Source organism: Ancylothrix sp. D3o, from assembly GCF_025370775.1.
In the GTDB taxonomy this organism is placed as follows: Bacteria; Cyanobacteriota; Cyanobacteriia; order Cyanobacteriales; family Oscillatoriaceae; genus Ancylothrix.
In genome coordinates, this window is record NZ_JAMXEX010000004.1 from 333,401 (window position 1) to 356,986 (window position 23,586).

Annotated in this window: 22 protein-coding genes; 9 read left to right on the top strand and 13 right to left on the bottom strand. The window is 44.6% G+C overall.

Annotated features, from left to right (window positions below):
• Positions 1-15 precede the first annotated feature (15 nt).
• The 3 genes from NG798_RS10710 (at position 16) to NG798_RS10720 (ending at position 1,536) form a co-directional block, all read left to right on the top strand.
• A complete protein-coding gene (locus NG798_RS10710; protein ID WP_261222504.1) occupies positions 16-297 on the top strand; it encodes a hypothetical protein in 282 nt (93 codons plus the stop codon).
• Complete coding sequence (locus tag NG798_RS10715) at positions 294-734, top strand: hypothetical protein (RefSeq protein WP_261222505.1); 441 nt, start codon at positions 294-296, stop codon at positions 732-734. Before NG798_RS10710 ends, NG798_RS10715 begins: the two co-directional genes overlap by 4 nt.
• Before the next feature lie 90 nt (positions 735-824).
• Positions 825-1,536 (top strand): IS1 family transposase gene (locus tag NG798_RS10720; RefSeq protein ID WP_261222506.1). Its coding sequence is split into 2 segments (ribosomal slippage): positions 825-989 and positions 991-1,536, totalling 711 coding nucleotides; the frame shifts between segments, so codons are not numbered across the junction.
• Positions 1,537-1,576: 40 nt separating this feature from the next.
• Here NG798_RS10720 and NG798_RS10725 read toward each other — a convergent pair.
• Positions 1,577-2,149 (bottom strand): Uma2 family endonuclease, encoded by a 573-nt coding sequence (locus NG798_RS10725; protein ID WP_261222508.1) that lies wholly within the window; start codon positions 2,147-2,149, stop codon positions 1,577-1,579.
• A 233-nt stretch (positions 2,150-2,382) separates the two neighbouring features.
• On the opposite strand from NG798_RS10725, the gene NG798_RS10730 reads away from it, so the two are divergent.
• Positions 2,383-3,078, top strand: a complete 696-nt coding sequence (locus NG798_RS10730) for a tetratricopeptide repeat protein (RefSeq protein ID WP_261222509.1) — start codon at positions 2,383-2,385, stop codon at positions 3,076-3,078.
• A 139-nt stretch (positions 3,079-3,217) separates the two neighbouring features.
• Here the strand turns inward: NG798_RS10730 and glmS are convergent, their stop codons facing one another.
• From glmS to NG798_RS10745, 3 genes are all read right to left on the bottom strand, one after another.
• Positions 3,218-5,089, bottom strand: coding sequence for a glutamine--fructose-6-phosphate transaminase (isomerizing) (gene glmS, locus NG798_RS10735; RefSeq protein WP_261222510.1), 1,872 nt, complete (start codon positions 5,087-5,089; stop codon positions 3,218-3,220).
• A gap of 202 nt (positions 5,090-5,291) precedes the next feature.
• On the bottom strand, positions 5,292-5,537 hold the full coding sequence (psaC, locus tag NG798_RS10740; protein ID WP_006515950.1) for a photosystem I iron-sulfur center protein PsaC: 246 nt from the start codon (positions 5,535-5,537) through the stop codon (positions 5,292-5,294).
• Positions 5,538-6,061: 524 nt separating this feature from the next.
• Entirely contained in the window at positions 6,062-6,967 is a 906-nt protein-coding gene (locus NG798_RS10745; protein ID WP_261222511.1) for a CoB--CoM heterodisulfide reductase iron-sulfur subunit B family protein, read from the bottom strand.
• Positions 6,968-7,330: 363 nt separating this feature from the next.
• Between NG798_RS10745 and NG798_RS10750 the strand changes: the two genes are divergently transcribed.
• The 3 genes from NG798_RS10750 (at position 7,331) to tkt (ending at position 11,237) form a co-directional block, all read left to right on the top strand.
• Complete coding sequence (locus NG798_RS10750; RefSeq protein WP_261222513.1) at positions 7,331-7,582, top strand: acyl carrier protein; 252 nt, start codon at positions 7,331-7,333, stop codon at positions 7,580-7,582.
• A gap of 132 nt (positions 7,583-7,714) precedes the next feature.
• Positions 7,715-8,968: a beta-ketoacyl-ACP synthase II gene (gene fabF / locus NG798_RS10755; protein WP_261222514.1), complete on the top strand. Its 1,254-nt coding sequence runs from the start codon at positions 7,715-7,717 to the stop codon at positions 8,966-8,968.
• A gap of 262 nt (positions 8,969-9,230) precedes the next feature.
• Positions 9,231-11,237, top strand: a complete 2,007-nt coding sequence (gene tkt / locus NG798_RS10760) for a transketolase (protein WP_261222515.1) — start codon at positions 9,231-9,233, stop codon at positions 11,235-11,237.
• A gap of 128 nt (positions 11,238-11,365) precedes the next feature.
• Here the strand turns inward: tkt and NG798_RS10765 are convergent, their stop codons facing one another.
• Positions 11,366-12,874, bottom strand: coding sequence for a UbiD family decarboxylase (locus NG798_RS10765; RefSeq protein WP_261222516.1), 1,509 nt, complete (start codon positions 12,872-12,874; stop codon positions 11,366-11,368).
• Between the two features lie 78 nt (positions 12,875-12,952).
• Here NG798_RS10765 and NG798_RS10770 point away from each other — a divergent pair, with 78 nt between their 5' ends.
• Both NG798_RS10770 and NG798_RS10775 read left to right on the top strand, forming a co-directional pair.
• Positions 12,953-14,389 carry an NYN domain-containing protein gene (locus NG798_RS10770; RefSeq protein ID WP_261222517.1) on the top strand — a complete coding sequence of 479 codons (1,437 nt, stop codon included), beginning with the start codon at positions 12,953-12,955 and terminating at the stop codon, positions 14,387-14,389.
• A 471-nt stretch (positions 14,390-14,860) separates the two neighbouring features.
• A complete protein-coding gene (locus tag NG798_RS10775) occupies positions 14,861-15,148 on the top strand; it encodes a YiaA/YiaB family inner membrane protein (protein WP_261222518.1) in 288 nt (95 codons plus the stop codon).
• A gap of 130 nt (positions 15,149-15,278) precedes the next feature.
• Here NG798_RS10775 and NG798_RS10780 read toward each other — a convergent pair whose 3' ends face one another.
• From NG798_RS10780 to NG798_RS10815, 8 genes are all read right to left on the bottom strand, one after another.
• Positions 15,279-15,737: a ferredoxin gene (locus NG798_RS10780; protein WP_261222519.1), complete on the bottom strand. Its 459-nt coding sequence runs from the start codon at positions 15,735-15,737 to the stop codon at positions 15,279-15,281.
• A gap of 1 nt (position 15,738) precedes the next feature.
• On the bottom strand, positions 15,739-16,125 hold the full coding sequence (locus tag NG798_RS10785) for a DUF1257 domain-containing protein (protein WP_261222520.1): 387 nt from the start codon (positions 16,123-16,125) through the stop codon (positions 15,739-15,741).
• A 49-nt stretch (positions 16,126-16,174) separates the two neighbouring features.
• Positions 16,175-16,384 carry a DUF2997 domain-containing protein gene (locus NG798_RS10790; protein ID WP_261222521.1) on the bottom strand — a complete coding sequence of 70 codons (210 nt, stop codon included), beginning with the start codon at positions 16,382-16,384 and terminating at the stop codon, positions 16,175-16,177.
• 481 nt (positions 16,385-16,865) lie between these two features.
• Positions 16,866-17,969, bottom strand: coding sequence for a M48 family metallopeptidase (locus NG798_RS10795; RefSeq protein ID WP_261222522.1), 1,104 nt, complete (start codon positions 17,967-17,969; stop codon positions 16,866-16,868).
• A gap of 316 nt (positions 17,970-18,285) precedes the next feature.
• Entirely contained in the window at positions 18,286-18,864 is a 579-nt protein-coding gene (locus NG798_RS10800; protein WP_261222628.1) for a hypothetical protein, read from the bottom strand.
• A 7-nt stretch (positions 18,865-18,871) separates the two neighbouring features.
• Positions 18,872-19,993 carry a type II secretion system F family protein gene (locus NG798_RS10805; RefSeq protein ID WP_261222523.1) on the bottom strand — a complete coding sequence of 374 codons (1,122 nt, stop codon included), beginning with the start codon at positions 19,991-19,993 and terminating at the stop codon, positions 18,872-18,874.
• 193 nt (positions 19,994-20,186) lie between these two features.
• A complete protein-coding gene (locus tag NG798_RS10810) occupies positions 20,187-21,296 on the bottom strand; it encodes a type IV pilus twitching motility protein PilT (RefSeq protein ID WP_261222524.1) in 1,110 nt (369 codons plus the stop codon).
• Positions 21,297-21,500: 204 nt separating this feature from the next.
• A complete protein-coding gene (locus tag NG798_RS10815; protein ID WP_261222525.1) occupies positions 21,501-23,510 on the bottom strand; it encodes a GspE/PulE family protein in 2,010 nt (669 codons plus the stop codon).
• Between the last annotated feature and the right edge of the window lie 76 nt (positions 23,511-23,586).

The following is a 23,586-nucleotide window of genomic DNA, read 5'->3' on the forward strand; positions in this document are numbered from 1 at the left end:
GACGGTACACTGGTCTTGAAAAATCAACGTCCTCCAAGGCTTGGAGAGCCAAAACGCGATCCTAATGCTATTGCCTCACACTGTCAGTTAAGATGGGATACATATAACAACAAAATTTACCAAGCGCGAGAATTTGATGATTTTGGGAGGCCGGTGAGAGATATTGATTTTACCAGTCCTACTTATCCGAATGGTAATCCTCGTCCTGATGACCAACCACCACCGCATCAACACCGCTGGATACCTAATGCTACAGGTGGTACTTTTAGTAGGAGTAGAACCCCGGAGTCTTTATGAAATCAGAAGAATTTGTCTTGACGGAAAATATCAGCAAAAATGAGAAAAAATGGGCGGTTACTCTCTGCTGTGAAGAGGAGGAGAAGCTAGAGATAAAAGTTGCCAATGTTGTTGAATATTTAGCAAAAATTTATGGTAAAAATAGCTCTTTGGTTATTAGCTATATTGATGCCACCGGCCTCTATGGTGATGCTTTAACTCTGCGGGGAAATGAGGAAGGTAGTTTTAATTTGTCATTTTCTGAAATGTTGTGTTTTTTAAGGGAAGAAGGGCAACTAATTGAGTTAGAGGCAACTTTAATTAAAAATGAGATAGAATTGTTTAAAATTATTGTTCGAGATGGGGTTTCGATTGATGTTTTGGGCTGTGGGGAACTGTTGCCGGTTTCTATTTTGGGCAAATATTTAGCTGTTGAACCAGCTTTGTTTTTGTGGTAGGGGTCGGCTCTTTCCGGTTTCGGTAGTCCTGCATAGTCATGAAAAGTAGATTATAATTTTAATGGTTCAATACCCCTTAATTTTTAGCTTATGCAGTGTCCCAAGTGCGGCTCTCAATCCATTGTAAAAAATGGCCACACTCACAGTGGCAAACAAAATTTAAAATGTCGAGATTGTCAAAGACAATTTGTTATGGCTCCCCGACATCAACCGATTTCTCAAGAAACAAGAGAATTGATAGATAGACTCTTGGCGCGAAAAGATATCTTTGGCGGGAATTGCTAGAAGTACAGGAGTTTCTGAAAGGTGGCTACAATACTATGTCAATCGAAAATTAGAAGCAGTCAAGAGAGAAGTGCAAGTCAAGTCAAAAAAAAAGGGGAAGCTAACAATTCAATGTGATGAAATGTGGTCATTCGTAGGGTTTAAGGGGAACAAGCAGTGGATTTGGTTAGCCATTGATGTAGTTACTAAAGAAATTGTGGGAGTATATATTGGGAAAAGAGATGAAACTGGTGCTCACGGATTGTGGGATTCTCTACCAGCAGTTTATCGTCAATGTGCTTGTTCTTTCACAGACTTTTGGAGTGCTTATCAGAGAGTATTTCCGAAAAAGAGACACCAATCAGTAGGCAAAGAAACTGGAAAAACTTCCTATATAGAAAGATTTAACAATACGATGAGACAAAGAATATCTAGGTTAGTCAGAAAAACTCTTTCGTTTTCTAAAAAGCTCTCCAATCATATGGTCGCAATCTGGTATTTTATTCATGACTATAACGCCCGTTTATCAATAGAGTGAAACCATTAATTTTCATGACTATGCAGGACTACCCCGGTTTCTAACTGATATTTCCGGCGGCTAAAACTTTTTCAACAGTTAGGCATAATTCGGGGAAAGTTCGAGATATAATGGTTTGAGGTGCGGTAAAAATTGTTTCTTCATATAAGCCTTCTTCTAGCAGTAAAACTGTCAATTTTTGCTCAAGGGTATCGACTATCCAATATTCAGAAACTTCTAAGGCTGCATATTCGGAACGTTTATATCGATAGTCGCGCTTAATCGAGTCTGGGCTTACGACTTCTACTGTTAAAATAGGCGAAGTTTCAGTAATAGCAGAACTATCTAAAAAATCGAGGATTTGATCTTTTCTGAGGATGTAGATATCAGTGAGGCGAGATTTACGCGGGCCGGTTCTGACACCGGCTTTTTGAAAACACAACCAGGGTAAATTAAGCCGGTTGATTTCTGCATCGAATGTATTATTAATAAATTCCGCAATTAAGAGATGTCTAAAGGTAGGAGGATTTATTAGTTCCAGCCTCCCATCGACTAATTCATAGCGTTTGTCTGTGTCATCGTCATATTTGAGATACTCTTCAAAAGAGTAAAGCCGTTGGGTTGTTAGCGTCATCGTTTCAGGGGTATGGGGCTGTTTTTTTTGATGATAGCTTTTTTAAGTTTAGTCTAGCTGAGGAATGATGGGGAAGGGATGCCGGCCTTTTTTTGTCCAAGGTGAGCCGGTGACTGAGTTGATACTTTAGAAAAAGCTTTGCTACAATTTACATTATCATTAACAAATTAAAATGAAGCGTTTAGGGTTAGATTTTAGGCCGGTGTAATCCTTAAAATGTTTTTGGCGTTTCTATGAAAAAACTATTCAATCCTTCTAAACAAAAATCTAGCAAAGCAAAAAGACTTGGTAAATTTTTTGCTTTACTGTTAAGTGTGTCAGTTATGGGTACATCAGGAATAGCCCTAGCTCAAACTATTGAGGAACTAATCAATCAAGCTTTTGATGCTTACAATGTCGGTAACGTTTCTGAGGCTGAACGTATTTTGAGAGAGGCTATTCAACTATACCCTAAAAATTCTGTAGCTTACAGCAATTTGGGAATTGTACTATCACAGCAAGGAAAACTCGATGAAGCTATCAGCAACTACCGACAAGCTATTTCCCTTGATCCTAAATATGCCCCAACTTACAACCATTTGGGATTGGCTTTATATCAGCAAGGAAAACTTGATGAAGCGATCAGCAACCACCGACAAGCTATTTCCCTTGATCCTGAAAATGTCCGTGCTTATATCGATCTAGGAATGGCATTGCGTGTTCAAGGAAAACACGATGAAGCTATTAGTAGCATACGGCAAGCGATTTCCCTTGATTCTCAAAATGCCTTCGCTTACAACAATCTGGGAATGGTGCTTGTTAAACAAGAAAAATTTGAGGAAGCTATTGCAGAATTCCAACAAGCCCTTAAAATTGATCCCAACTTTTTAGAAGCTCAAAATAACCTCAAAGAAGCAGAAAGGCAGCTTGCCTTGCAGCGAAATCGTTAAATATTACTCTTTACCCTTATAACAAAACTGAAGAAAAGAAACCGGGTTTGTTAGAAATCCCTGCTTTCGTAACGAGATATCTACTCAGAAAACCGGTTTCTCGCCCATAATTAAAGGTGGACTCTATCCCACCCCACCCTTACTCAACCGTCACAGACTTAGCCAAATTACGCGGCTGATCCACATCCAAACCACGCCGCGCCGCAATGTGATAAGACAACAACTGCAACGGAATCACCGACAACACCGGCGACAAAATCTCATCCACCACCGGCACCGGCAACAACTTATCAAAAATCTCCGCCGCATGATCACCCACCGGCGTCACCCCAATCAAAATCGAATCCCGCGCCTTAGCCTCCTGAGCATTCGATATTACCTTCTCATACACACACCCCGGCATCGCAATCGCCACCACCGGCACCTTAGCATCCAACAAAGCAATCGGCCCATGCTTCATCTCGCCCGCCGGATAACCCTCCGCATGAATATAACTAATTTCCTTCAACTTCAGAGCACCCTCCAAAGCAATCGGAAAATTAATCCCCCTCCCCACAAAAATAAAATCCTTCGTCTCCGCAAACTCATGCGCCAACTCCTCAATATAGCGCTCCTGACTCTCCAAAACCTGCTCCATCAAAGCCGGCAACTGCCGTAAACCCTCCACCACCTCCACAATCCTATCCCCCGCCAAACTGCCACGCCGCGCCGCCAAATCCAACGCCAAACAATAAAACGCCATCAACTGCGCCACAAAAGTCTTCGTCGCCGCCACCCCAATCTCAATCCCCGCACAAGTATCAATAATGTGCGGCACTAAGTGACCCATCGAAGACTCAGGCCGGTTTGTTATACCAAGTAAACGAGGCAAAAACCGCTCATCCTGACCCAACCGGCGCTGCTGTTCCATAGCCAACGCCGCCAAAGTATCCGCCGTCTCCCCAGACTGACTAATACCAATTGTGAGAGTATTCGGTGTCAGAGGGGCCGGTGCATAGCGAAACTCCGACGCATACTGAACCATCGTCGGAATACCCGCCAACTGCTCAATCAAATACTTACCAACCAAACCCGCGTGCCAAGAAGTCCCACAAGCCAAAACCTGGACGTGCTCCAACCCCTCCAACAAATGATCCGGCAAACCCAACTTAACCGGCAACCCCTCACTCCCAGGAAGCCAACCATCATTAAAATAAGCCTCCAAATTCGCCCGCACCACACCAGGCTGCTCATAAATCTCCTTAAGCATAAAATGCTTAAAGCCCTGCTTCTCCACCAAAACCGGATTCCAATTCAAAGTCCGAGGAAACTTCTTCAAGCGTTCCCCAGCAAAACTATAAACCTCAACACCCAAAGGCGTTAACCGCGCCAACTCCCCATTTTCCAAAGGCAAAACCGCACGAGTATGAGGCACCAAAGCCGGAGTATCCGAAGCACAGAAAAACTCCCCTTCTCCAAAACCCAACACAATCGGCGCCTGCTGTTTTGCCACAATCATCTCATCGGGGTAATCTGCACACAAAACCGCTATGGCAAACCCACCCTCCAATTCATTCACCGCCAAGCGAACAGCCTCAACCAACGAACAAGACTCACTCGCCATAAACTCAGCAATCAAATTAGGGATAACCTCAGTATCCGTATCCGAGCGAAAAATATGCCCCTTCGCCTTCAACTCTTGGCGCAACTCACGATAATTTTCAATAATTCCATTTTGCACCACCGCTACCCGCTTATTACTATCCGTATGCGGATGAGCATTATACTCCTCTGGTTTGCCGTGAGTAGCCCAGCGCGTATGACCGATACCAATTTGGGCCGGTGTTTCCATCCCTGCCACTTTTTCACGCAAATTATGTAACTTCCCCTTAGCCCGGATACAATGAATCTCGCCTTCCCACACCGTCGCAAGACCCGCAGAATCATAACCCCGGTATTCCAACTTCTCTAAACCGGCCAGTAAAATTTCACTTGCAGCGCGAGTTCCAATATAACCAACAATTCCACACATCTCGAATACTGCTCCTGCTTTTGTAACGATCCTGCACAACTACTTGCTAAACGCTAAAGGTGGATCAGGAAGATGTCAAGCCTCGCAGGATTGCACAGAAACCCGGTTTCTTAAACAATACCGATAAACCCAACCCCGGAGGGGTTTTCTTTTAATCGTGTAGCCACCGGTTTCAACCGGTGGCGATGCAGGTGGCGTTCGCTTAGTAAGCCAGACCCATACTGCGAGTTGTTTCAGCACCCAGGTAAACACGGATGCTCAAAAAGTCAGTAGGGCAAGCCGTTTCGCAACGTTTGCAACCCACACAGTCTTCTGTACGAGGAGAAGACGCAATCTGACCGGCCTTGCAGCCATCCCAGGGTACCATTTCCAAAACATCAGTCGGGCAAGCGCGGACGCACTGAGTGCAACCAATGCAGGTGTCGTAAATTTTAACCGAATGAGACATTTAATTAAGGCTCCAAATGAGTATTAAACGCTTTGGTAGTCTATAATTTGCCGCAATTAGCAATGGCCTTTGGCCATAATCCTCTTCTTGACGGCGGGGTTTAGATCAAGGCTTAGTTTATCCTAGGCTCGATCCCTCATCCCACAAAAGGCAGTAAAACTTTAAATAGCTTAATAATTCCCTCCCCCTCTTTTTCTGCTTTTCCCTTGAAATTTCAATATTTAGCCCGCCCCAACCCTACTCAAAACCTTGCTATTGATTAATTTTTGGTTATTGTTAACGAATATTAAGTAACTTTGTTTAGCGGAATCCGCATTTATTTCAATTGATTAAGAAGCTACGAATGCTTTTTTTGGGCTAGGGGCCAAACCAATGCTTAAGATAGAAATTTCTTATATTTTTTCGGTTTACACCGGCCTGGTTTTTCGGCCTTGCCAAAACTGAAAGATTATAAATCATAACACAAACCCAAAAACTGGGGGTTGGGTTTCCAGCGTCAACCCAACCTACAACGAGAGCAATAATTACAAACCTAACTTTTGCAACACCGGCTTTGTCGAGACAATATGCCGGTCAAGACCCAACGCCTTCGGGTCAGCCCCCAAAGCCAAAGCCACCAACTGCGACAAATGTAACACCGGCAACCCCAACTTTTTCCCCAGAGTTTTTTCCACCTCTGGCTGACGCGAATCCAAATTCAAATGACATAAAGGGCAAGGCGTTACCATACACTCAGCCCCTTTGTCAAGAGCCTCTTGAAGATGAGCGCCGGCCATTTTAAAAGATTCGGTTGTCGCATAACTAGAAAGCGGCCAACCACAGCACTGAGTACGACCGCGATAGTAAATTGGCTCAGCACCGATGGCCCGAAAAACATTTTCCATAGATTCCGGTTGAAACGGGTCATCATAAATTAAATGTTTTTGAGTACGGAGGAGATAGCAACCATAAAAAGCAGCACACTTGAGGCCGGCCAACTTGCGAGTTACCCGCTTTTGAACTTCCTCCAAACCATAATCCGTAACAAGAGCCCAAAGTAAATGTTTAACCTCAGTCGTTCCCTGATAAGGCGAACAGCCTTGCTGATGAAGTAAATTATTCACCTTCTCCATATAAGCCGGATCGTCAGACTGAGCAGCCTTGAGACGTTCATCCACATGACCAATAACTCCTTGACAAGTGCTGCAATGAGTAAGGAGAGGCAAATTTAATTGCTCAGCCAAAGCAATATTACGAGCATTCACCGTATCTTCCAAAAGCTGGGAATCTTCCTTAAAAGTCCCCGAACCACAGCAGGAAGCCTTTTTTAGCTCAATTAGCTCAATCCCCAGAGATTTTGAGAGAACTTTTGTAGACTGGTCTAACTCCCGACAGGCACTCTGGGCCACACAACCGGGAAAATAAGCATATCGAAGCGTTTGCGATGACATAGCAGTTCCTTTTGAGCGGGCTAGTTAACAGAATGGTTAGAGAAAAAATTGACCGCTGCTGTACTATCATCGCTTTTTTGTGAGAAAATCAGAAGATTTATTACAATCCCTTAAGCCTGCCTCCTATAGCCCAGACCGCAGCCAATAGTAAAACAGTCTGTGAAAATTATCGGCTTGACCCCCTTTCCGATAAGATGGACAAATGCCCTGCATTGGAGTCAACCGAAACGGCCCATTTAAAACAGAGGCCGGCAACAAGGAAAAACAAACCAATCGCAGGCAAACGGGACGGTCAGGCTTTGACGAACCCAACAAAAACAAACATCAATTGATGAAATAGCTGCGGCCCACGAGGAAATCTATATGAGTCAAGAAGACATTTTTAGCAGAGTCAAAAAAATTGTTGCCGATCAACTAGAAGTAGACGAAAGCAAAATCACCCCAGAAGCAAGCTTTCAAAACGACCTAGAAGCAGATTCTTTAGATCAGGTTGAATTGGTAATGGCTTTAGAAGAAGAATTTGAAATTGAAATTCCAGACGAAGCCGCCGAACAACTATCGACAGTTGGATCTGCTGTCGAATATATCAGCAGCAAAGTTGCCACTGCTGCCTAAAAAGTCATTAGTCATTAGTCATTAGTCATTAGTCATTAGTCATTTAATCAACAAAGGACAAAGGACTATGGACAAATGACTATTGACAAATCTGTTCTGCGTTTTGGGCGTTGAACCCCTCGAAACTGAATTATGTCGAACTTTGAAAAAAAACGAGTTGTAGTAACAGGACTCGGTGCAATTACACCGATAGGAAATACCCTGGCCGAATATTGGGACGGGTTGATGGCCGGTAAAAATGGAATAGGCGAGATTACCTTATTTGACGCATCACGCCACGATTGCCGTATTGCCGGTGAGGTAAAGGGTTTTGACCCCCATGAGTACCTAGAACGCAAAGAAGCGAAACGGATGGATCGTTTTGCTCAGTTTGGGGTAGCAGCCAGCAAGCAGGCTCTTGCAGATGCCGGCTTTGAAATCAACGAGCTAAACGCAGAACAGGTAGGCGTGATCATCGGCACCGGCATCGGCGGTCTAAAAGTGTTGGAAGACCAACAAGAAATCTACCTGACCAAAGGGCCAAACAAATGCAGCCCTTTTATGATTCCGATGATGATTGCTAACATGGCTGCCGGTTTAACCGCCATCCACACCGGCGCAAAAGGGCCAAATAACTGCACCGTGACTGCCTGTGCAGCGGGGTCAAATGCAGTGGGTGAGGCATTTCGCATTATCCAGCAAGGTTTAGCGCAAGCGATGATTTGCGGGGGATGTGAAGCAGCAGTTACGCCTTTGTCGGTGGCAGGGTTTGCAGCAGCTAGAGCACTTTCGACCCGCAACGATGACCCTACCAAAGCTTGCCGGCCTTTTGATAAAGACCGCGATGGGTTTGTGATGGGAGAAGGGGCCGGTATTTTGCTGCTCGAAGAACTCGAACACGCCAAAGCTCGCGGTGCGAAAATCTATGCGGAAATTGTCGGCTATGGCATGACTTGCGATGCCTACCACATGACCTCGCCGGTGCCGGGAGGTGAAGGTGCAGCCAGAGCAATTCAGTTAGCTATGAAAGATGCAGGAATAACCCCCGATCAAGTCAGCTACATTAACGCTCACGGTACTAGCACAGGCGCCAACGACCCCACAGAAACCGCAGCCATTAAAAAAGCCTTGGGAGAAGCAGCTTATAAAGTTGCTGTTAGTTCTACCAAATCGATGACCGGCCACCTGTTAGGAGGTTCTGGCGGTATCGAAGCGGTGGCGACAGCCTTGGCCATTGCCAATGACCGCATCCCACCAACGATTAATTTAGAAAACCCCGATGAAGGCTGCGATTTGGACTATGTGCCCCACACCAGCCGAGCCCAAACCGTAAACGTCGCTTTGTCTAACTCGTTTGGGTTTGGCGGTCATAACGTCACCTTGGCGTTTAAAAAGTACGTTGGGTAATTGGTCATTGGTTCATTGTCCTTGGTCACTTGTCCTTGGTCATTGGTTTTTGGCTTTGACTAATGACTATGGACAAAGGACTAATGACAAAAGTCATGGGCCATTAAGCCAATTCCTAATTGCCCCTTGCCCATCGATCCCCGTAATGGGATGATGGGGATAAAAATTTTGGGACGATTATTTTAGAGGCGCGAAATGTCGCGTCTGTAGCAAGTCTCAACCTTCAAATAAACCCGCACCGTTCTCACACAAAATAACGAACATGGCAGTCGCAACCCAAACTCTACAAGAACTTTGTATAAATTCGATCCGTTTTTTGGCAATTGATGCCGTAGAAAAAGCAAAATCTGGCCACCCCGGTCTACCGATGGGTGCCGCGCCAATGGCGTTTGTGCTGTGGGATCAGTTCATGCGGTTTAACCCAAAAAATCCGAAGTGGTTTAACCGCGACCGTTTTGTTTTGTCTGCCGGTCATGGTTGTATGTTGCAGTACGCTTTGCTGCACCTCACCGGCTATGACAGCGTACCCCTCGAAGAAATTAAAAACTTCCGTCAATGGGGCTCTAAAACCCCCGGACACCCCGAAAACTTTGAAACCGAAGGCGTGGAAGTAACCACCGGCCCCCTCGGTCAAGGTATTGCTAATGCTGTTGGTTTGGCAATGGCTGAAGCCCATATCGCCGCCAAATTCAACAAACCCGACTGCAAAATTGTTGACCACTACACCTATGTGATTTTGGGTGATGGTTGCAATATGGAAGGCGTTTCTGGTGAAGCTTGCTCGCTGGCCGGCCACCTTGGACTCGGTAAATTAATCGCTCTCTACGATGACAACCACATCTCGATTGATGGTTCTACCGATATTTCTTTCACCGAAGATGTAAGCAAGCGCTTTGAAGCTTACGGCTGGCACGTTCTCCACGTCGAAAATGGTAACACTGACCTCGATGCCATTGCCGCCGCCATTGCTGAAGCTAAATCTGTCACCGATAAGCCTTCAATGATTAAGGTGACAACAACTATCGGTTATGGTTCTCCCAATAAGCAAAATACTGCCGGTGTTCACGGTGCTGCTTTGGGTGGCGATGAAGTCAAAGCAACCCGCGAACACCTCGGCTGGAACTATGAGCCGTTTGTGATTCCCGATGATGTGCTGGCTCACTTCCGCAAAGCCGTTGAGCGCGGTGCCAGCTATCAAGCTGAGTGGGAAGAAACCTATGCTACCTATCGCACCAAGTATGCGGAAGAAGCAGCTTTGTTTGATCGGATGTTGAGCGGTAAGCTGCCTGAAGGTTGGGATAGCGGTTTGCCTAGCTACACCCCCGCAGATAAGGCTCTTGCAACTCGCAAACATTCGGAAAATTGCTTGAATGCTCTGGCAAAAAATATGCCGGAATTATTGGGCGGTTCTGCTGACTTAACCCACTCTAACTTGACAGAAATTAAGGGTGAAGGTAGCTTCCAAAAAGGTCAATACCAAAACCGTAACTTGCGCTTTGGTGTGCGGGAACACGGGATGGGTGCAATTTGCAATGGTATTGCTTTGCACAATTCTGGTTTAATTCCTTATTGCGCTACGTTTTTGGTGTTTGCTGACTATATGCGGGCTGCAATTCGCTTGTCTGCATTGGCAGAAGTTGGCGTTATTTATGTGATGACCCATGACTCGATTGGTTTGGGTGAAGATGGCCCCACTCACCAGCCGGTTGAAACCTTGGCTTCTCTGCGCGTAATTCCTAATTTGTTGGTGTTCCGTCCTGCGGATGGCAATGAGTCTTCTGGTGCTTATAAGGTAGCAATTCAAAACCGCAAACGTCCCTCTTTGATGGCGATGTCTCGTCAAAATTTACCTAATTTGGATGGTTCTTCTATTGATATCGTAAGCAAGGGTGCTTATGTTCTTTCTGGTGCTGAAGAAACTCCTGATATTATTTTGATTGGAACCGGTTCGGAAGTTCAACTTTGCGTTAAAGCGGCTGAACAATTACGCGGCGAAGGTAAGAAAGTTCGCGTCGTTTCTATGCCTTGTTCAGAGTTGTTTGATGAGCAAGATGAGGCTTATAAAGAGTCTGTTTTGCCGAAGTCTGTTAAGAAGCGTTTGGCGGTTGAAGCTGCTGTTAGCTTTGGCTGGTGCCGGTATGTTGGCAGTGAAGGTGATACCGTAAGTATTGACACTTTTGGTGCTTCTGCGCCTGGTGAGGTGCTTTTGGAGAAATTCGGCTTTACTGTTGATAATGTCGTGGCAAAAGCTAAGGCTTTGTTAGGCTAATTTATTTCGGATAATTGTAAGCTGGGCTTTGCCCAGCTTTTTTTTTGAGTATTGCTAAAATGCTGTTGGGTTTCAGACAGGGTAAAGCCAACCTACAGCAATTTTAAAAAGCCGGTTTCTGCACAAACTTACCTCATTTCATATCCAAACAAATTAGGATTCACCTCCGTTAACTTTAAATCCCCCAAACCATACTCTACCCACCGGCGCTCAACCATCGCCGCCACATCAGGATCAGACTCTAAAGGTTCGCCCCACTCATGCTCAGTTTCTGGCGGAATTTTCGTAGTTGCATCAATTCCCATTCGACCCCCCAAACCAATTTTTTCACTGGCAAAATCTAAGGTATCAAAAGGCGTATTCGGCAGAATAAAAACATCCCGCGACGGGTCAACTTTAGAACTAATTGCCCACACGACTTGACGCGGATCTCGAATATTAATACTCTTATCCACGACAATCACAAACTTAGTGTAAGTAAATTGTGGCAAAGCACTCCAAAATGCTAAAGCAGCACGCCGCGCCTGACCGGGATACGCCTTATCTATCGAAATAATTGCCGCCTTATAACTTAACGCTTCCATTGGTAAGAAAAAGTCTACAATTTCCGAGACTTGTTGACGCAAAATGGGCGTATAAATGCGATTTAAAGCAATTGCCATCATCGCTTCTTCTTTCGGCGGACGACCGCTAAAAGTTGTTAAGTAAATCGGATCTTTTCGATGCGTCATACAATGGAAACGAACTAAAGGCGAATCTTCCACCCCGCCGTAATATCCCATGTGGTCGCCAAAGGGCCCATCTGGTAACATTTCACCAGGGGTAATTGTGCCTTCTAAAACAATTTCGGAATCAGCAGGCACTTCTAAATCAACCGTCTTACATTTGGCTAAATTTACACCGGAACCACCATACAAACCTGCAAATAACCATTCAGATAAATCCACAGGAATAGGAGTCGCTGCTGCCATAATTATTAAGGGGTCAACTCCTAAAGCTATGGCAATTTCTAACTTTTTGCCTCGTTCCGCAGCTTTGCGTAAATGACGGGCACCACCGCGCACTGATAACCAATGCACAGTCATTGTATTTTTTGACTGTAGTTGTAAGCGATAAACGCCGACATTTGGGGTGCCGGTTTCGCAATCTTTGGTAATTACTAAACCGAGAGTAATAATTTTACCGGCATCTCCCGAATAAGGACGAATCATGGGAATTTTATTTAAATCTAAATTATCCCCTTCCAAAACAACTTGCTGACAAGCTGGGAAAAAATCCCGTCCTGGTTTTGCTTTGAGAACATCAAATAAAACTTTGCCAAATTCCACTGCTTGAGCGATTTTTTTGGGGGGTTTTGGTTGTTGCAACATCCCCAATTTTTTACCCAATTCTTCTAATTCTTGGGGTTTTTGCATATTCATTGACCAGCACACTCGTTCCTCGGTTCCTAATAAATTCACCGCCACTGGAAATTCGGCACCCTTGACATTTTCAAAAAGCAGGGCCGGCCCCCCAGCTTGTAACATCCGATTCGATATCTCGGCAATTTCTAAATCAGAATCTACCAACGCCTTGATGCGGCGTAGTTGGCCCCGTTCTTCCAGCAGTTTCAGAAACCCACGCAAATCTCTGGCCATAGTTTTAAGAAATGTTAAATAACTTTTTATATTATGCGCTCACCGGCAACGCTGAGTTCAGTTGGCATAATTAGTAATATGAAATGTCCCAAATGCGAATCGACATCCTGCTATAAAAACGGCCATAGCAAAGGCCGGCAGCGTTACCGTTGCAAAGATTGTGGTAAACAATTCTTGGAAGATGCAGCGGTAGGGCCACCGGCAGCCTTGGAGAGTGCTGTTGCGGTTTCCGTTGAGGGACAAAGGCAAGTGACCCCTGCTGAGGCAATGCCGATGATTTTTCCTTTAACAACCGCCTTTAGAGAATCTCCCGCTGGCATCGCTGTTTTACTCCTCGATGCAGAAAATCTGAAACTTGATGTTTTGATTGAAAATTTTTTAGCGGGTTTATGTGGGTATCCTTTGCAAGTAAAAATTGCTTTTGCAAACTGGCGAAATCAAAATTTGAGTAAGCAAGATGGGGAACTGTACGACCGAGGTTATCAGCTTATCCATGTACCGGAAGGAAAAAATAGTGCGGATGCGAAAATGATTGCGGTGGGGTCATCGATTTTTTTACATTATCCGAATGTGAGGGAGGTTTTTGTTTGTTCTTCGGATGGGTTATTAACGCATTTGTGTAATCAGTTGCAAAGTCAAGGTTTAAGGGTTTTTCGGGTGCGCCGGCAGGAAAATAATTTGATTGTTGAAAATCGGCAGACGGGGGAAGTTAAACATTATTCGGTTCCGCTGGCTTCGCCAATTCCTTCCTATGATGGGTTGATTCAAAAAATTGATGAGTTGTTGAAGAATGAACAGCAGTCGATTTCGGAAACAATGGGCCGGTTGTCGGTGCTTGCTTCTTTGCTTGAAGAACGGCAGCATTTAACAAAGACGAGTTTAATGGGGGCCGGTGAAGTAAAATTAAACGGTTTTTCGCCTGTTTTAGAAACGGTGCCGGTGAATAACGGTTCTAAATCGCCAATTTCTGAAGTTAAAACCATTTTCTTTGAGAAAACAATTGATTCAGCAGAGAAGTTTCAAGAAGCATTAATTCAGGTTTTGGAATCGATTAAGATTAAATCTACGAATCAAATCGTTTCGGTAAGTTTGTTAAGTGCCGAGTTTCATAAGGTTTATGGAGAAACGGCAAATGCTATTGTCAAGAAATTAAAAGTTGCTACAAATTTAACTAAGTTTTTAGAGAGTTGTTCGCCTTTTATTTTAAGACAAAATGGCAAAAATTATGAGGTTGGATTGGCAGATTCGGCTTCTCTTTGCAGAATCAAATCTCCAGCGGAATTTGAGCAGGCTTTGATTGGGATTATAGAGTCTTTGACGGCTAAATCTCCTGGCAGTTCTATTTGCATTTCAAATATTGGCAGTGAATTTCAGAAAGAATACGGGCAATCGATTGTTAAGACGATGAAGCAGTTACAGTTAGGGAGTAAGTTTCCGAAGTTTTTGGAGTCTTCGAGTGCTTTTAAGGTTGAGAAGCATGGTAAGGGTTATCATGTGGCGTTGGCGGTTGGGTGAGGATTTAGGGTGGGTGAAGTTGGGCCGGTGTTTTTGGATACCTAGCCGAAAGTTTAGGTGGTTTGCTGACGGGGGGTGAGGTGGGAACTGACGATGCACTCATCGCCGCTCTCAAACGAGGTATTGCCACTCTATAAGCCCCTGAAGTCTGAATTAGATTTCCTTTATGCCACTCCCCTTTGCTGTCACAAGCTTTTAACCGGCCCCCTCCTTTCTTCAAAACTTTCTACCTTTTTAAAAGCTACAAATAAAATAGTCTATTTTCCATTTTTCTGTTTCAATTTAACAAAAATTTCTACCTCAAAAATTTTATTTGTAGCCTAAATAAAAGCAAAAAAAAATAAAATCCCCCACCGGCCAACAGACAGTTAGAAAACTGTTAATACTAACTACTTTTTCCCCAGCAAACCAAACCACAATCAACTTAACAACTACCACCCCCCTCAACTACCACCCGGAGGTTCACAAATTATGCCCTCAGTTAATTCTAGTCCCAGACAAACTCATAGCGCCGCCTGGGTTATTCAAGCTTGGTTATCTTTTGCTATTTCTTTCGGCGCCACCGGCATCGGGATTTTCTACTTGCCGGTCGATAGTTGGATTAAAAGTTATATGGGAATGGGTTTAGTTTTCACCGTAGGCTCAACCCTCAGTTTAGGCAAAACCATCCGCGACGAACACGAATCAAAACAACTAGCCGCCCGCATTGATGAAGCAAGAGTAGAAAAATTACTCGTCGAACATCATCCCTTGAAATAAACTTTATGTGTCATTCGTGAGCCACTTCAAAAAATCGCTAAAATCATTCTTTCTCTCATCAAAAATCCCGCCTCACGCCTACAAAAAGCAATGATGACGGGATTTTTTGAAGAAAAGAAAAACATAAAAATCACTGAGATTTTTTGCGTTTTTTCTCTTCCTTACTGCGACGCTGATGAATCGCAATCGTTGCATGATCAACAGGAAACCCCACAACCGGGATAACCTGATATTTCCGCTCCTCTTCCAGGTTTCTTAACTCCGTATAATCAACCCAGTGAATGCAATCAACCGGACAAGTATCAATGGCTTCTTGAATAATATCTTCAGGATCACCATCTTGCCGAATTGCGCGAGAGCGGCCATAGTCGGGTTCAATATAGAAAGTGTTTCGGGCAACATGAGCGCAATGCTTGCAACCAATGCAAGTAATTTCGTCCACATAAACACCCTTTTGTCGCAACGCGCCGCCGAGTTCTGGTTCAAAACCACTTCGCTGGGCGTCATTGCGTAAAGCACCCCCTAACTCCGGTTCAAAACCCGACCTTTCTGGATCGTAGCCTTCTGCCGGTGGAGATACTTGCGACATCTTAAGCGCTCCAGCGTTGCAACACTAAACGAATTGTCCCATCTTGATTTTTCTGCTGTTCAGCAACTTGGAAACCGCTTTTCGCACTTTCGTTAATCACGGTGTGGTAAGCATAACGTTGTGAGACCATGTTTATAAACCGATCCACAGACCACGCTTGCTGCCAAAATTGCAGATCCGCCACCAATTCATACTCGGCACCGTTCCAGCTAAAACCGATATCATAACCGTTTTGCTGCTCAATAGTCACATCTGCTTTCGCAGTCAAACCGCGATAGCCGCGTACATCTTTGGAACCGGCTTTCCAGTCAATGCCCAAATCAGTTAAAGCCGCTTGCAAAGAAGTCAGATTGCGGATTTGAGTTTTAATTTGGCTAAAGTGAGACATACTTTGTTCCTAACTAACTAAGTGAACGAACCGGAATAAAGAAAAAATCTCACCACTCGCTATAAGTGGTGTGAGTCACCGCCGTTGCCGACTGGTTGACAGTTTGGGCGAAATATTCAGATGTTTGTTCAGTATGAAGTACCTGTCCGAGTTGCGCTTCAATAGCGGCTGTTACCTCCGCACAAGAAGCGCCAATAATGCCAGTGACTTTTTCCTGAACCCGACCATCTGGATAAATGACAAACTCTAGCGTTTCCATGTTTTGAACTGGCCAAAGCGCGAGTTTTACAAATAGACGAGCAGCAGCCGGTCAAAGACTGGTACTCCCGTCTGAAGGTATGTTTGGATTTGAGAGACTTATTGAATTTGTTTGTGACTCATTGTATTACAACGAGACAAACGTTAACAAAAGTTTTTATTAATAGGTAATCATACACTAATCATTGGTAAGTTTTGCTTAACTTGGCCCATTATAACCGGCCTCCCCCATCCCCGCCTCATTTTCCCCACCCAGGGATAAACCTAAAAACGGGCCGATTCAGGGTTTCCCTACAGCTTTACAAGCGATGCGGCTACACTGCGCCCTTAATTGCGGTCGTTTCCCGCCTCTTCATCAGCCAAAATTGGCACACAATATCCAAATCTGGCAGCCATCTAAAAATCACTCTTGAGAAGTACCTCTGATCAAACACCCCCAAGAATGTCAAAAAAAATTTTTATACCCTTTAAGACATACCTGCTCATTTTTCCACCATCTGACTTTTCAAAAACACCAACCGGCTAAAAAGTTCAAACGCCGGGTCCCAATTACTCTCACTGCGCCGAAACAAATTTAACTGAGGTTTAATTCTGCTCAAAGCTTCCTCCTCCCTAACAACCGACTCCCCAAAAGGTAAAAACTCAGCCGAAGTCGTTATTTTAGGTACTTTTTGCATTAAACAATTTGTTAACCGGCCCCACGATTCCCCCACCGTAGGTTTCACCGTCATTCCTTTAACCGGCGGCGGAGTAAACCGCATTCCCTGCTGAAAATCATAATGTTGATTAATCAACCGCAAAATACAGCGCCGGCGCGGCAAATGTAAATCCCAAACATGAGCGAAATCTTGTGTTTGCTCCTTATAATCAACTTTATCTCGAATCAAATCAAAATCAGCATAAGCTTTAAAAATTGGAATCAAACCCTCAACTTGCTGCGCCACTTCCGCCCATTCAAAACTAATTTGTCCTAGCTGGTCATTTTCATTTTTACAAACAACAACTCCTTTCGGATTCACCGCTTTAAAATAAGATACTTCAAAAACTTTAATCGTCTCTATTTGCGGATAAGAAACACAAAAAGCCCCAATTCCCCCATTTTTTAATTCTCGCACATAAACTTGCAACTCTCCCAACCGGCCGGTGCGATAAAGTCGCCAATTCCGAGTCGGCAAAAGCAACCTTGCCGTATAAGGATCTAACTGCATAACACGAGCAAAATTTTTAGCCAATTCTGCCTTATTATCCCGATTAATTGGCTCTATCAATAAAATTCCAAGTTCCTGCTGAGTTGGATCTGCTTTTGCTTGTTCAATCGCTTGCTGCCGGCGTTGTTTTTCCCGATCTTCTAAACGCTGTAAACCCTGACGCGCCGCCGCTACTATTTTGGGATGTGTGACACTTCGCAAAACATCCCGGTAAACTTTTTCTGCTTCCTCTTTTTTGCCAGAAACTTCATGCATCTTTCCCACATAAACCTGTACCCAGGGATTCTCTGGCGATTCCTTTAATAAAACTTTTAATAATTTTGCTGCTTCTTGATAATTTTTTCCTTCAAAAGCAGCCGCCACTTGGTCTATATTCATAATTCATTGTTCATCTTTAATTGTTTATTTTGCTTCTCGCAGCTTTCAGATTTGTAGGTGGGGCGGAGTAACGAAACCCAACCAGGAGGTCTTACAAACCCCATTTCTTTTATTAGAAGCCGGTTTTTTCCCGTGCCTAGTCATCAAAAAATCACTATATTAAGACCATTAATAACATTTAAATTTTTAACACAGATCAAAACAAATGTTCTGCCTGATTAAAACATTAGAGATAAAAGCCTATTTAATAATACGTTACCCTCACCATTCACAGCGAGGATAAAAGAGTTAAACAAAACATTTAACAACCCCCCACTCATTCCTGACCGCTGTATATTTCCTCCGATAACTCCGGTTCCACCGGCAAATCTAAACTTTGAACCACAAAGGGTAAATAAGCATCTTTTAAACCCCGTTTAATTCGTTCCGGAGTCTCAGCAAACAAAACAAACAGAGGATAAATATTCTCAGCCTCCTCACTAAGAATATGTTGGTGGCGCAACGGCATTAACCATTCATAACCTTGATCCAACCAAACCTGAGTTTGTCGCCAGCGTCCTAACAAATCAGAAAAATCTTCACCCCTGCGGTGAATAAAAATTAGAATTTCTGCCCCCAGTTTCACCTTCCACTCAGGATCGCACATTAAAATTGCAATATCGCAAGGCAAACAAACCGACTGTTTAGAAACTGCACTGCCCCCAACCGCCGGAGGCACAACAGCATCTCGAACCCTCACCACCGGCAAAGGAATCGTAATAATACTTTCATCAGGCCGGCGCATACTTGGCAACAACTCCAAATAAGGCCGGTATTGTTTCAGCAAAGAAATAGCCGACAAAGCATTAGAATACTCTGCCAGCAATTCTTCATAGTGGGACTGTTTTACCTGCACCATCCCTTTAACCCAATTTTTCAAACACAGCAAACATTGGCAGATACATTGACATCAGAATTGCCCCTACCAAACCGGCAATCCCCACCATCATAATAGGTTCCAGCATACTGCTCAAACCCTTAACCGCTTGCTCAACTTCATCTTCATAAAAATCCGCAACTTTTTGGAGCATTTTATCAATTTCCCCCGATTCTTCCCCAATTGCCATCATCGAAATCGCCATATTAGGAAAGACTTTTTCTCTGGCAAACGCCGACGTTAAACTGCCTCCTTGCTCGACTTCGCCTTTAGCCTTCATAATGGCATTAGCGATCACTTGATTTCCCGCCGTATCGGCCACAATTTCAAAGCAAGTTAAAAGCGGCACACCGGCGCCGGTCAACATCCCAAAAGTTCCACAAAAACGAGCTACCGCAGCTTTTTGCAGCAAATCCCCAATCAAAGGTAATTTCAGCATAATGCCATCGATTTGCACCCGGCCCACAGGAGTTTTGTAATAAGCATTAAAAGCCGTTCTCAAAGCAAAAATGGTTCCTATCAGCGAACCGAGTTTCCAAGGAGTACGGAAAAACTCACTACAAGCCAACATAAACACCGTCAACGGTGGCAAAGTTGAGCCTAATTCTGTAAAAATTTTGGCAAAAGTTGGCAGCAAAAAAGTCGTCATCCCAAAAAACACCAAAATTGCAATCGTCCCCACCGCCTTCGGATAAGACGAAGCTGATTTAATTTGGTTTTGTAGTTTGGCCGATTTTTCTAGCATAATCGCCAACTTATTCAAAACTTTATCTAGCACCCCCCCCAATTCCCCTGACTGAATCATCGCGCAGTAGAGTTTATCGAAGCAATCATCAAATTTCCGCATCGACTCATTGAGGGGAATCCCGGTCTCAATATCGGCTTTAATTGCTCCCAGAGCTTTTTTTAGTTTTGGGTTTTCGCACTGTTCATACAAAACGCCAATAGCTTTGACAATCGGTAAACCTGCATTAAACATAACCGCAAGCTGACGAGAAAAAACGGCTTTATCTTTTACCGTTATTTTCGCCAACATTGCACTCAAATCAAACCCTTTAGCACCGGCTTTATCTTTCTTCGCACCCGGCCCTACTGATGCCACAGCCATATTCGCTTCTCCTAAACCATCTATTTTTAATTTTTAAATCAACAATTAAAAACAAAAAATAAGGATTTTCTATCTTTAATTGTTGAGTATTTACTGCTTTTTAGATCCTTGGTGAACCTGAAAACAAAGGTTAGAAAAAACTCTTTTTGTTTAACTTTTTCCAATCCTTTGTCCCCCATCACCAAATCTCTTTTTAACGACCACCGGCTTTTTGTCCCGCAGGGGCAGCAGCAGGGGACGGCCCAATCAAGCGACCAAGTTCTTCTGGTTTCCCAGCTTTACCCATCGCTGCTTCCCAGCTAATTTTGCCCTCGTTATATAGTTTAGCTAATGCCATTTCCATCGTCAGCATTCCCATCTTCATCCCCGTTTGGATAGCCGAATAAATTTGAGACGTTTTGCCTTCCCGAATCAAGTTAGCAATAGCCGTGTTATTCACCATAATTTCTTGAGCACAACAACGACCTCCTCCAATCTTGACCACCAAGTTTTGAGAGCAAACCCCCACCAGCGCACCGCCCAACTGAGCACGAACCTGCGGTTGTTGAATTGGCGGAAACACATCTAGCATCCGGTCAACTGTAGAAGCCGCCGAGTTGGTGTGCAAAGTTCCAAAAACCAAGTGGCCGGTTTCTGCCGCCGAGATTGCCAGACCAATCGTATCCAAATCTCGCATTTCTCCGACCAAAATAATATCTGGATCTTCCCGCAAAGCTGCTTTGAGGGCGTTAGCAAAAGTTTTCGTATCTTCTCCTTTTTGGCGTTGGTGAATCAAGCTTTTGATATTGGGATAAACATATTCGATGGGGTCTTCCACCGTTAAAATATGTTCTGCTCGCGTCCGGTTCACCAAATCTATCAACGCCGCCATTGTCGTTGTTTTTCCAGAACCCGTCTGGCCGGTGACTAACAACATTCCCCGCGGACGTTCTGTTAATTCGCGCAGCACCATCGGTACACCCAACGCATCCGCATTGGGAATCTTAGAAGCCAAAGCCCGCAAGCAAGCAGCCCAGCAACCGCGTTCCCGATACACATTGACCCGAAACCGAGATAACCCTTTCACCCCATAAGCAGTATCCAGTTCCCAGTTTTGCTCCAAATCTTTGCGCTGGTTATTGTTGAGCATACTAAAGATCAGGCGTTGGCAGTCTTGAGCCTCCAAAATTTCCCCAAATTGCGGTTGGGGGGTGAGTTTACCGCTGACGCGAAAATATATAGGCGCACTGGCTTGAATGTGCATATCCGAGCCGCCTTGCTCGACCAGCGACTCCATTACGTCTTCAATCATGTAATCTGGCATTGCTCTATCTCCTAAATGCGAAATTTAGTTTTTATTTGAGTTAGCGCTCCATCAAAAATCCGTCAAAGAAATAATGGAGCAGTGGGATGGCATTTTGGGTTTCACTTAGGTTGCCCAAAAATTTTGATTTTCATAAACTCGAACTTCTCGGAGTGCTTAAGTCCACAGAGGCACACAAATCAACCGATCTGTGTGCGTTGTCGTTTAGTCTTTGAAGCGCGGAGTCATACAGTAAGGGCAATCTAGCCATTCTTGTTGCAAACCGGCAGAGCAGCACTTACAAGTTAACCCCACTTTTCGTTTTGCCTTCAATTCAGCCTCCAACCCTGAATCTGTAAACGTCACCCGTTCGACTTCTTCAAAGGTTGTATAGCCTTGGCGGACAAGGTTTAAGCTATAGGCCAGCAGTGTCACCATCCCTTCCTCAACCGCCTTTTCCTTAATTTGCTCGGTTGGAGCACGTTGGGAAATCAAGGTAGCCAGGGCTTCGGTATTTTTTAGCACTTCATATACCCCAACCCGTCCTTTATAGCCGGTGCCGCTACACTTCGGGCATAAAGTTCCCGCCTCCTTGCCAGCGGCTCGTTCTGCCGGTGCCACAAAGTTTGCCTTATAAAACGTCTCTTCCGTTTCCCGCGAAGCTGTCAAGCCATACCGAGCCAACTCATCAGAAGTAGGTGTATAAGGCACCCGGCACTCTCCGCAAACCCGCCGCATCAAGCGCTGGGCCAGCACCCCAATCAACGACCCACCCACCATGAAAGGTTCAATCCCCATTTCATCCAAACGAGCAATCGCACCGGCTGCGTCGTTGGTGTGCAGGGTTGTTAACACTAAGTGGCCGGTCAAGGCTGCTTCAATAGCCGTTTTTGCCGTTTCGTGGTCGCGGGTTTCTCCCACCAAAATCACGTCAGGGTCTTGCCGCATAAACGCCCGCAGCAAGTTAGTAAAGTCCAGTCCCTTCGCCCGAATCACCTGGCACTGCGTAATCCCTTCCAAGGCATACTCAATCGGATCTTCAGCGGTACTAATATTTACCCCCGGATCGTTGCGTTCTGCCAAAACAGAATACAGCGAAGTCGATTTCCCTGAGCCGGTTGGCCCTGTAACCAAAATCAACCCAAAAGGCCGCGAAGCCATATCCCGCACTTTGGCGAGGGCTTCTTGGTCAGTAATCAACTTATCCAAACCAAGCTGGGTAGAAGAGTTATCCAAAATCCGCATACAGATTTTTTCACCGTAGCGGCTGGGCAAACAGTTTACCCGAAAGTCCACTGTCCGTCCTTGGAAAATCCGCCGAATCCTTCCGTCTTGAGCGTTCCGGCGTTCGGCAATATCTAAATCTGCCAAAATTTTGAAACGCGAAATCAGCGGGTTAATAATTTTTTTCGGCATTCGCGTGACTTCGTGCAATACTCCATCTTTCCGCATCCGAATTCGCAGATATTCTTCTTGCGGTTCGATGTGAATGTCGGATACTCCATCGGTTAAAGCACGAGCAAGTATTTGGTTAACGGCCTTGACAATTGGCGGGGATTCTGCTTCTCCCAACGCTTTGTTTAAGTCCATGCCGTCCACATCCGACACTTCGGCTTCGCCCATTTCGGCATCGTCAAAAGCATCGGAGTTGATGTCTAAGTCGAGGGCTTGTTTTTTGCCTGGGGCTTGTTGTTTAACTTGTTCATCCAAGTATTGTGAGATAAATTGCTGGTAGTCATCCTGGGCGATCACCCGCCGCTGCCAAGATAGACTTTGAGGCCGCAAAATTCGGTTTAAATCGTCTTGGGCATCCAGTTTATCTGGGTTAACCATTGCCACCAAAACTGAGTTATTTGCCTCATCTTTTGAGAGGGGAATTAATTGGTGACGTCGGCAGATATCTTCTTTAATTAATGTTTCGATTAGTTGACCAATTTGCTCTGGCGCTATTTGAGCTATTTCTGGGTCAAAGGCTTCGACTCCATAAAGTAGTTTTAATTCAAATAGCTGTAATTTTTTGTACTGGCGTAGTAATTCTGGGGGAATTTCTTTGCCGGTGATTTCTTCGAGAACTTTTAGCAGCGATTTGCCTTCTTCCCGGCTTTTGTTGAGGGCTTGCTGTAGCTGTGTGCTGTCAGCATAGCCTGCTTGAATGACTTTGTTGCCGAAAGGAGAAAATTTACTCTGAATACTTACGAGTGCAGTCGTCCGCTTTGTTGTTGAATAGTTAGTCATAGCTGTTTAACTCGATCTCCTTGTCCGTTGTTGAGAAAAACCACGCCCCGCCTGCTTGTATGATTATTCTAGGCAG

What these genes read in the sequence shown, in the direction of transcription:
- NG798_RS10715 (WP_261222505.1), top strand. Translation starts at nt 294, where the DNA reads ATGAAATCAGAAGAATTTGTCTTGACGGAAAATATCAGCAAAAATGAG.
- NG798_RS10725 (WP_261222508.1), bottom strand. Translation starts at nt 2,149, where the DNA reads ATGACGCTAACAACCCAACGGCTTTACTCTTTTGAAGAGTATCTCAAA.
- NG798_RS10730 (WP_261222509.1), top strand. Translation starts at nt 2,383, where the DNA reads ATGAAAAAACTATTCAATCCTTCTAAACAAAAATCTAGCAAAGCAAAA.
- glmS (WP_261222510.1), bottom strand. Translation starts at nt 5,089, where the DNA reads ATGTGTGGAATTGTTGGTTATATTGGAACTCGCGCTGCAAGTGAAATT.
- psaC (WP_006515950.1), bottom strand. Translation starts at nt 5,537, where the DNA reads ATGTCTCATTCGGTTAAAATTTACGACACCTGCATTGGTTGCACTCAG.
- NG798_RS10745 (WP_261222511.1), bottom strand. Translation starts at nt 6,967, where the DNA reads ATGTCATCGCAAACGCTTCGATATGCTTATTTTCCCGGTTGTGTGGCC.
- NG798_RS10750 (WP_261222513.1), top strand. Translation starts at nt 7,331, where the DNA reads ATGAGTCAAGAAGACATTTTTAGCAGAGTCAAAAAAATTGTTGCCGAT.
- fabF (WP_261222514.1), top strand. Translation starts at nt 7,715, where the DNA reads ATGTCGAACTTTGAAAAAAAACGAGTTGTAGTAACAGGACTCGGTGCA.
- tkt (WP_261222515.1), top strand. Translation starts at nt 9,231, where the DNA reads ATGGCAGTCGCAACCCAAACTCTACAAGAACTTTGTATAAATTCGATC.
- NG798_RS10765 (WP_261222516.1), bottom strand. Translation starts at nt 12,874, where the DNA reads ATGGCCAGAGATTTGCGTGGGTTTCTGAAACTGCTGGAAGAACGGGGC.
- NG798_RS10770 (WP_261222517.1), top strand. Translation starts at nt 12,953, where the DNA reads ATGAAATGTCCCAAATGCGAATCGACATCCTGCTATAAAAACGGCCAT.
- NG798_RS10775 (WP_261222518.1), top strand. Translation starts at nt 14,861, where the DNA reads ATGCCCTCAGTTAATTCTAGTCCCAGACAAACTCATAGCGCCGCCTGG.
- NG798_RS10780 (WP_261222519.1), bottom strand. Translation starts at nt 15,737, where the DNA reads ATGTCGCAAGTATCTCCACCGGCAGAAGGCTACGATCCAGAAAGGTCG.
- NG798_RS10785 (WP_261222520.1), bottom strand. Translation starts at nt 16,125, where the DNA reads ATGTCTCACTTTAGCCAAATTAAAACTCAAATCCGCAATCTGACTTCT.
- NG798_RS10790 (WP_261222521.1), bottom strand. Translation starts at nt 16,384, where the DNA reads ATGGAAACGCTAGAGTTTGTCATTTATCCAGATGGTCGGGTTCAGGAA.
- NG798_RS10795 (WP_261222522.1), bottom strand. Translation starts at nt 17,969, where the DNA reads ATGAATATAGACCAAGTGGCGGCTGCTTTTGAAGGAAAAAATTATCAA.
- NG798_RS10805 (WP_261222523.1), bottom strand. Translation starts at nt 19,993, where the DNA reads ATGGCTGTGGCATCAGTAGGGCCGGGTGCGAAGAAAGATAAAGCCGGT.
- NG798_RS10810 (WP_261222524.1), bottom strand. Translation starts at nt 21,296, where the DNA reads ATGCCAGATTACATGATTGAAGACGTAATGGAGTCGCTGGTCGAGCAA.
- NG798_RS10815 (WP_261222525.1), bottom strand. Translation starts at nt 23,510, where the DNA reads ATGACTAACTATTCAACAACAAAGCGGACGACTGCACTCGTAAGTATT.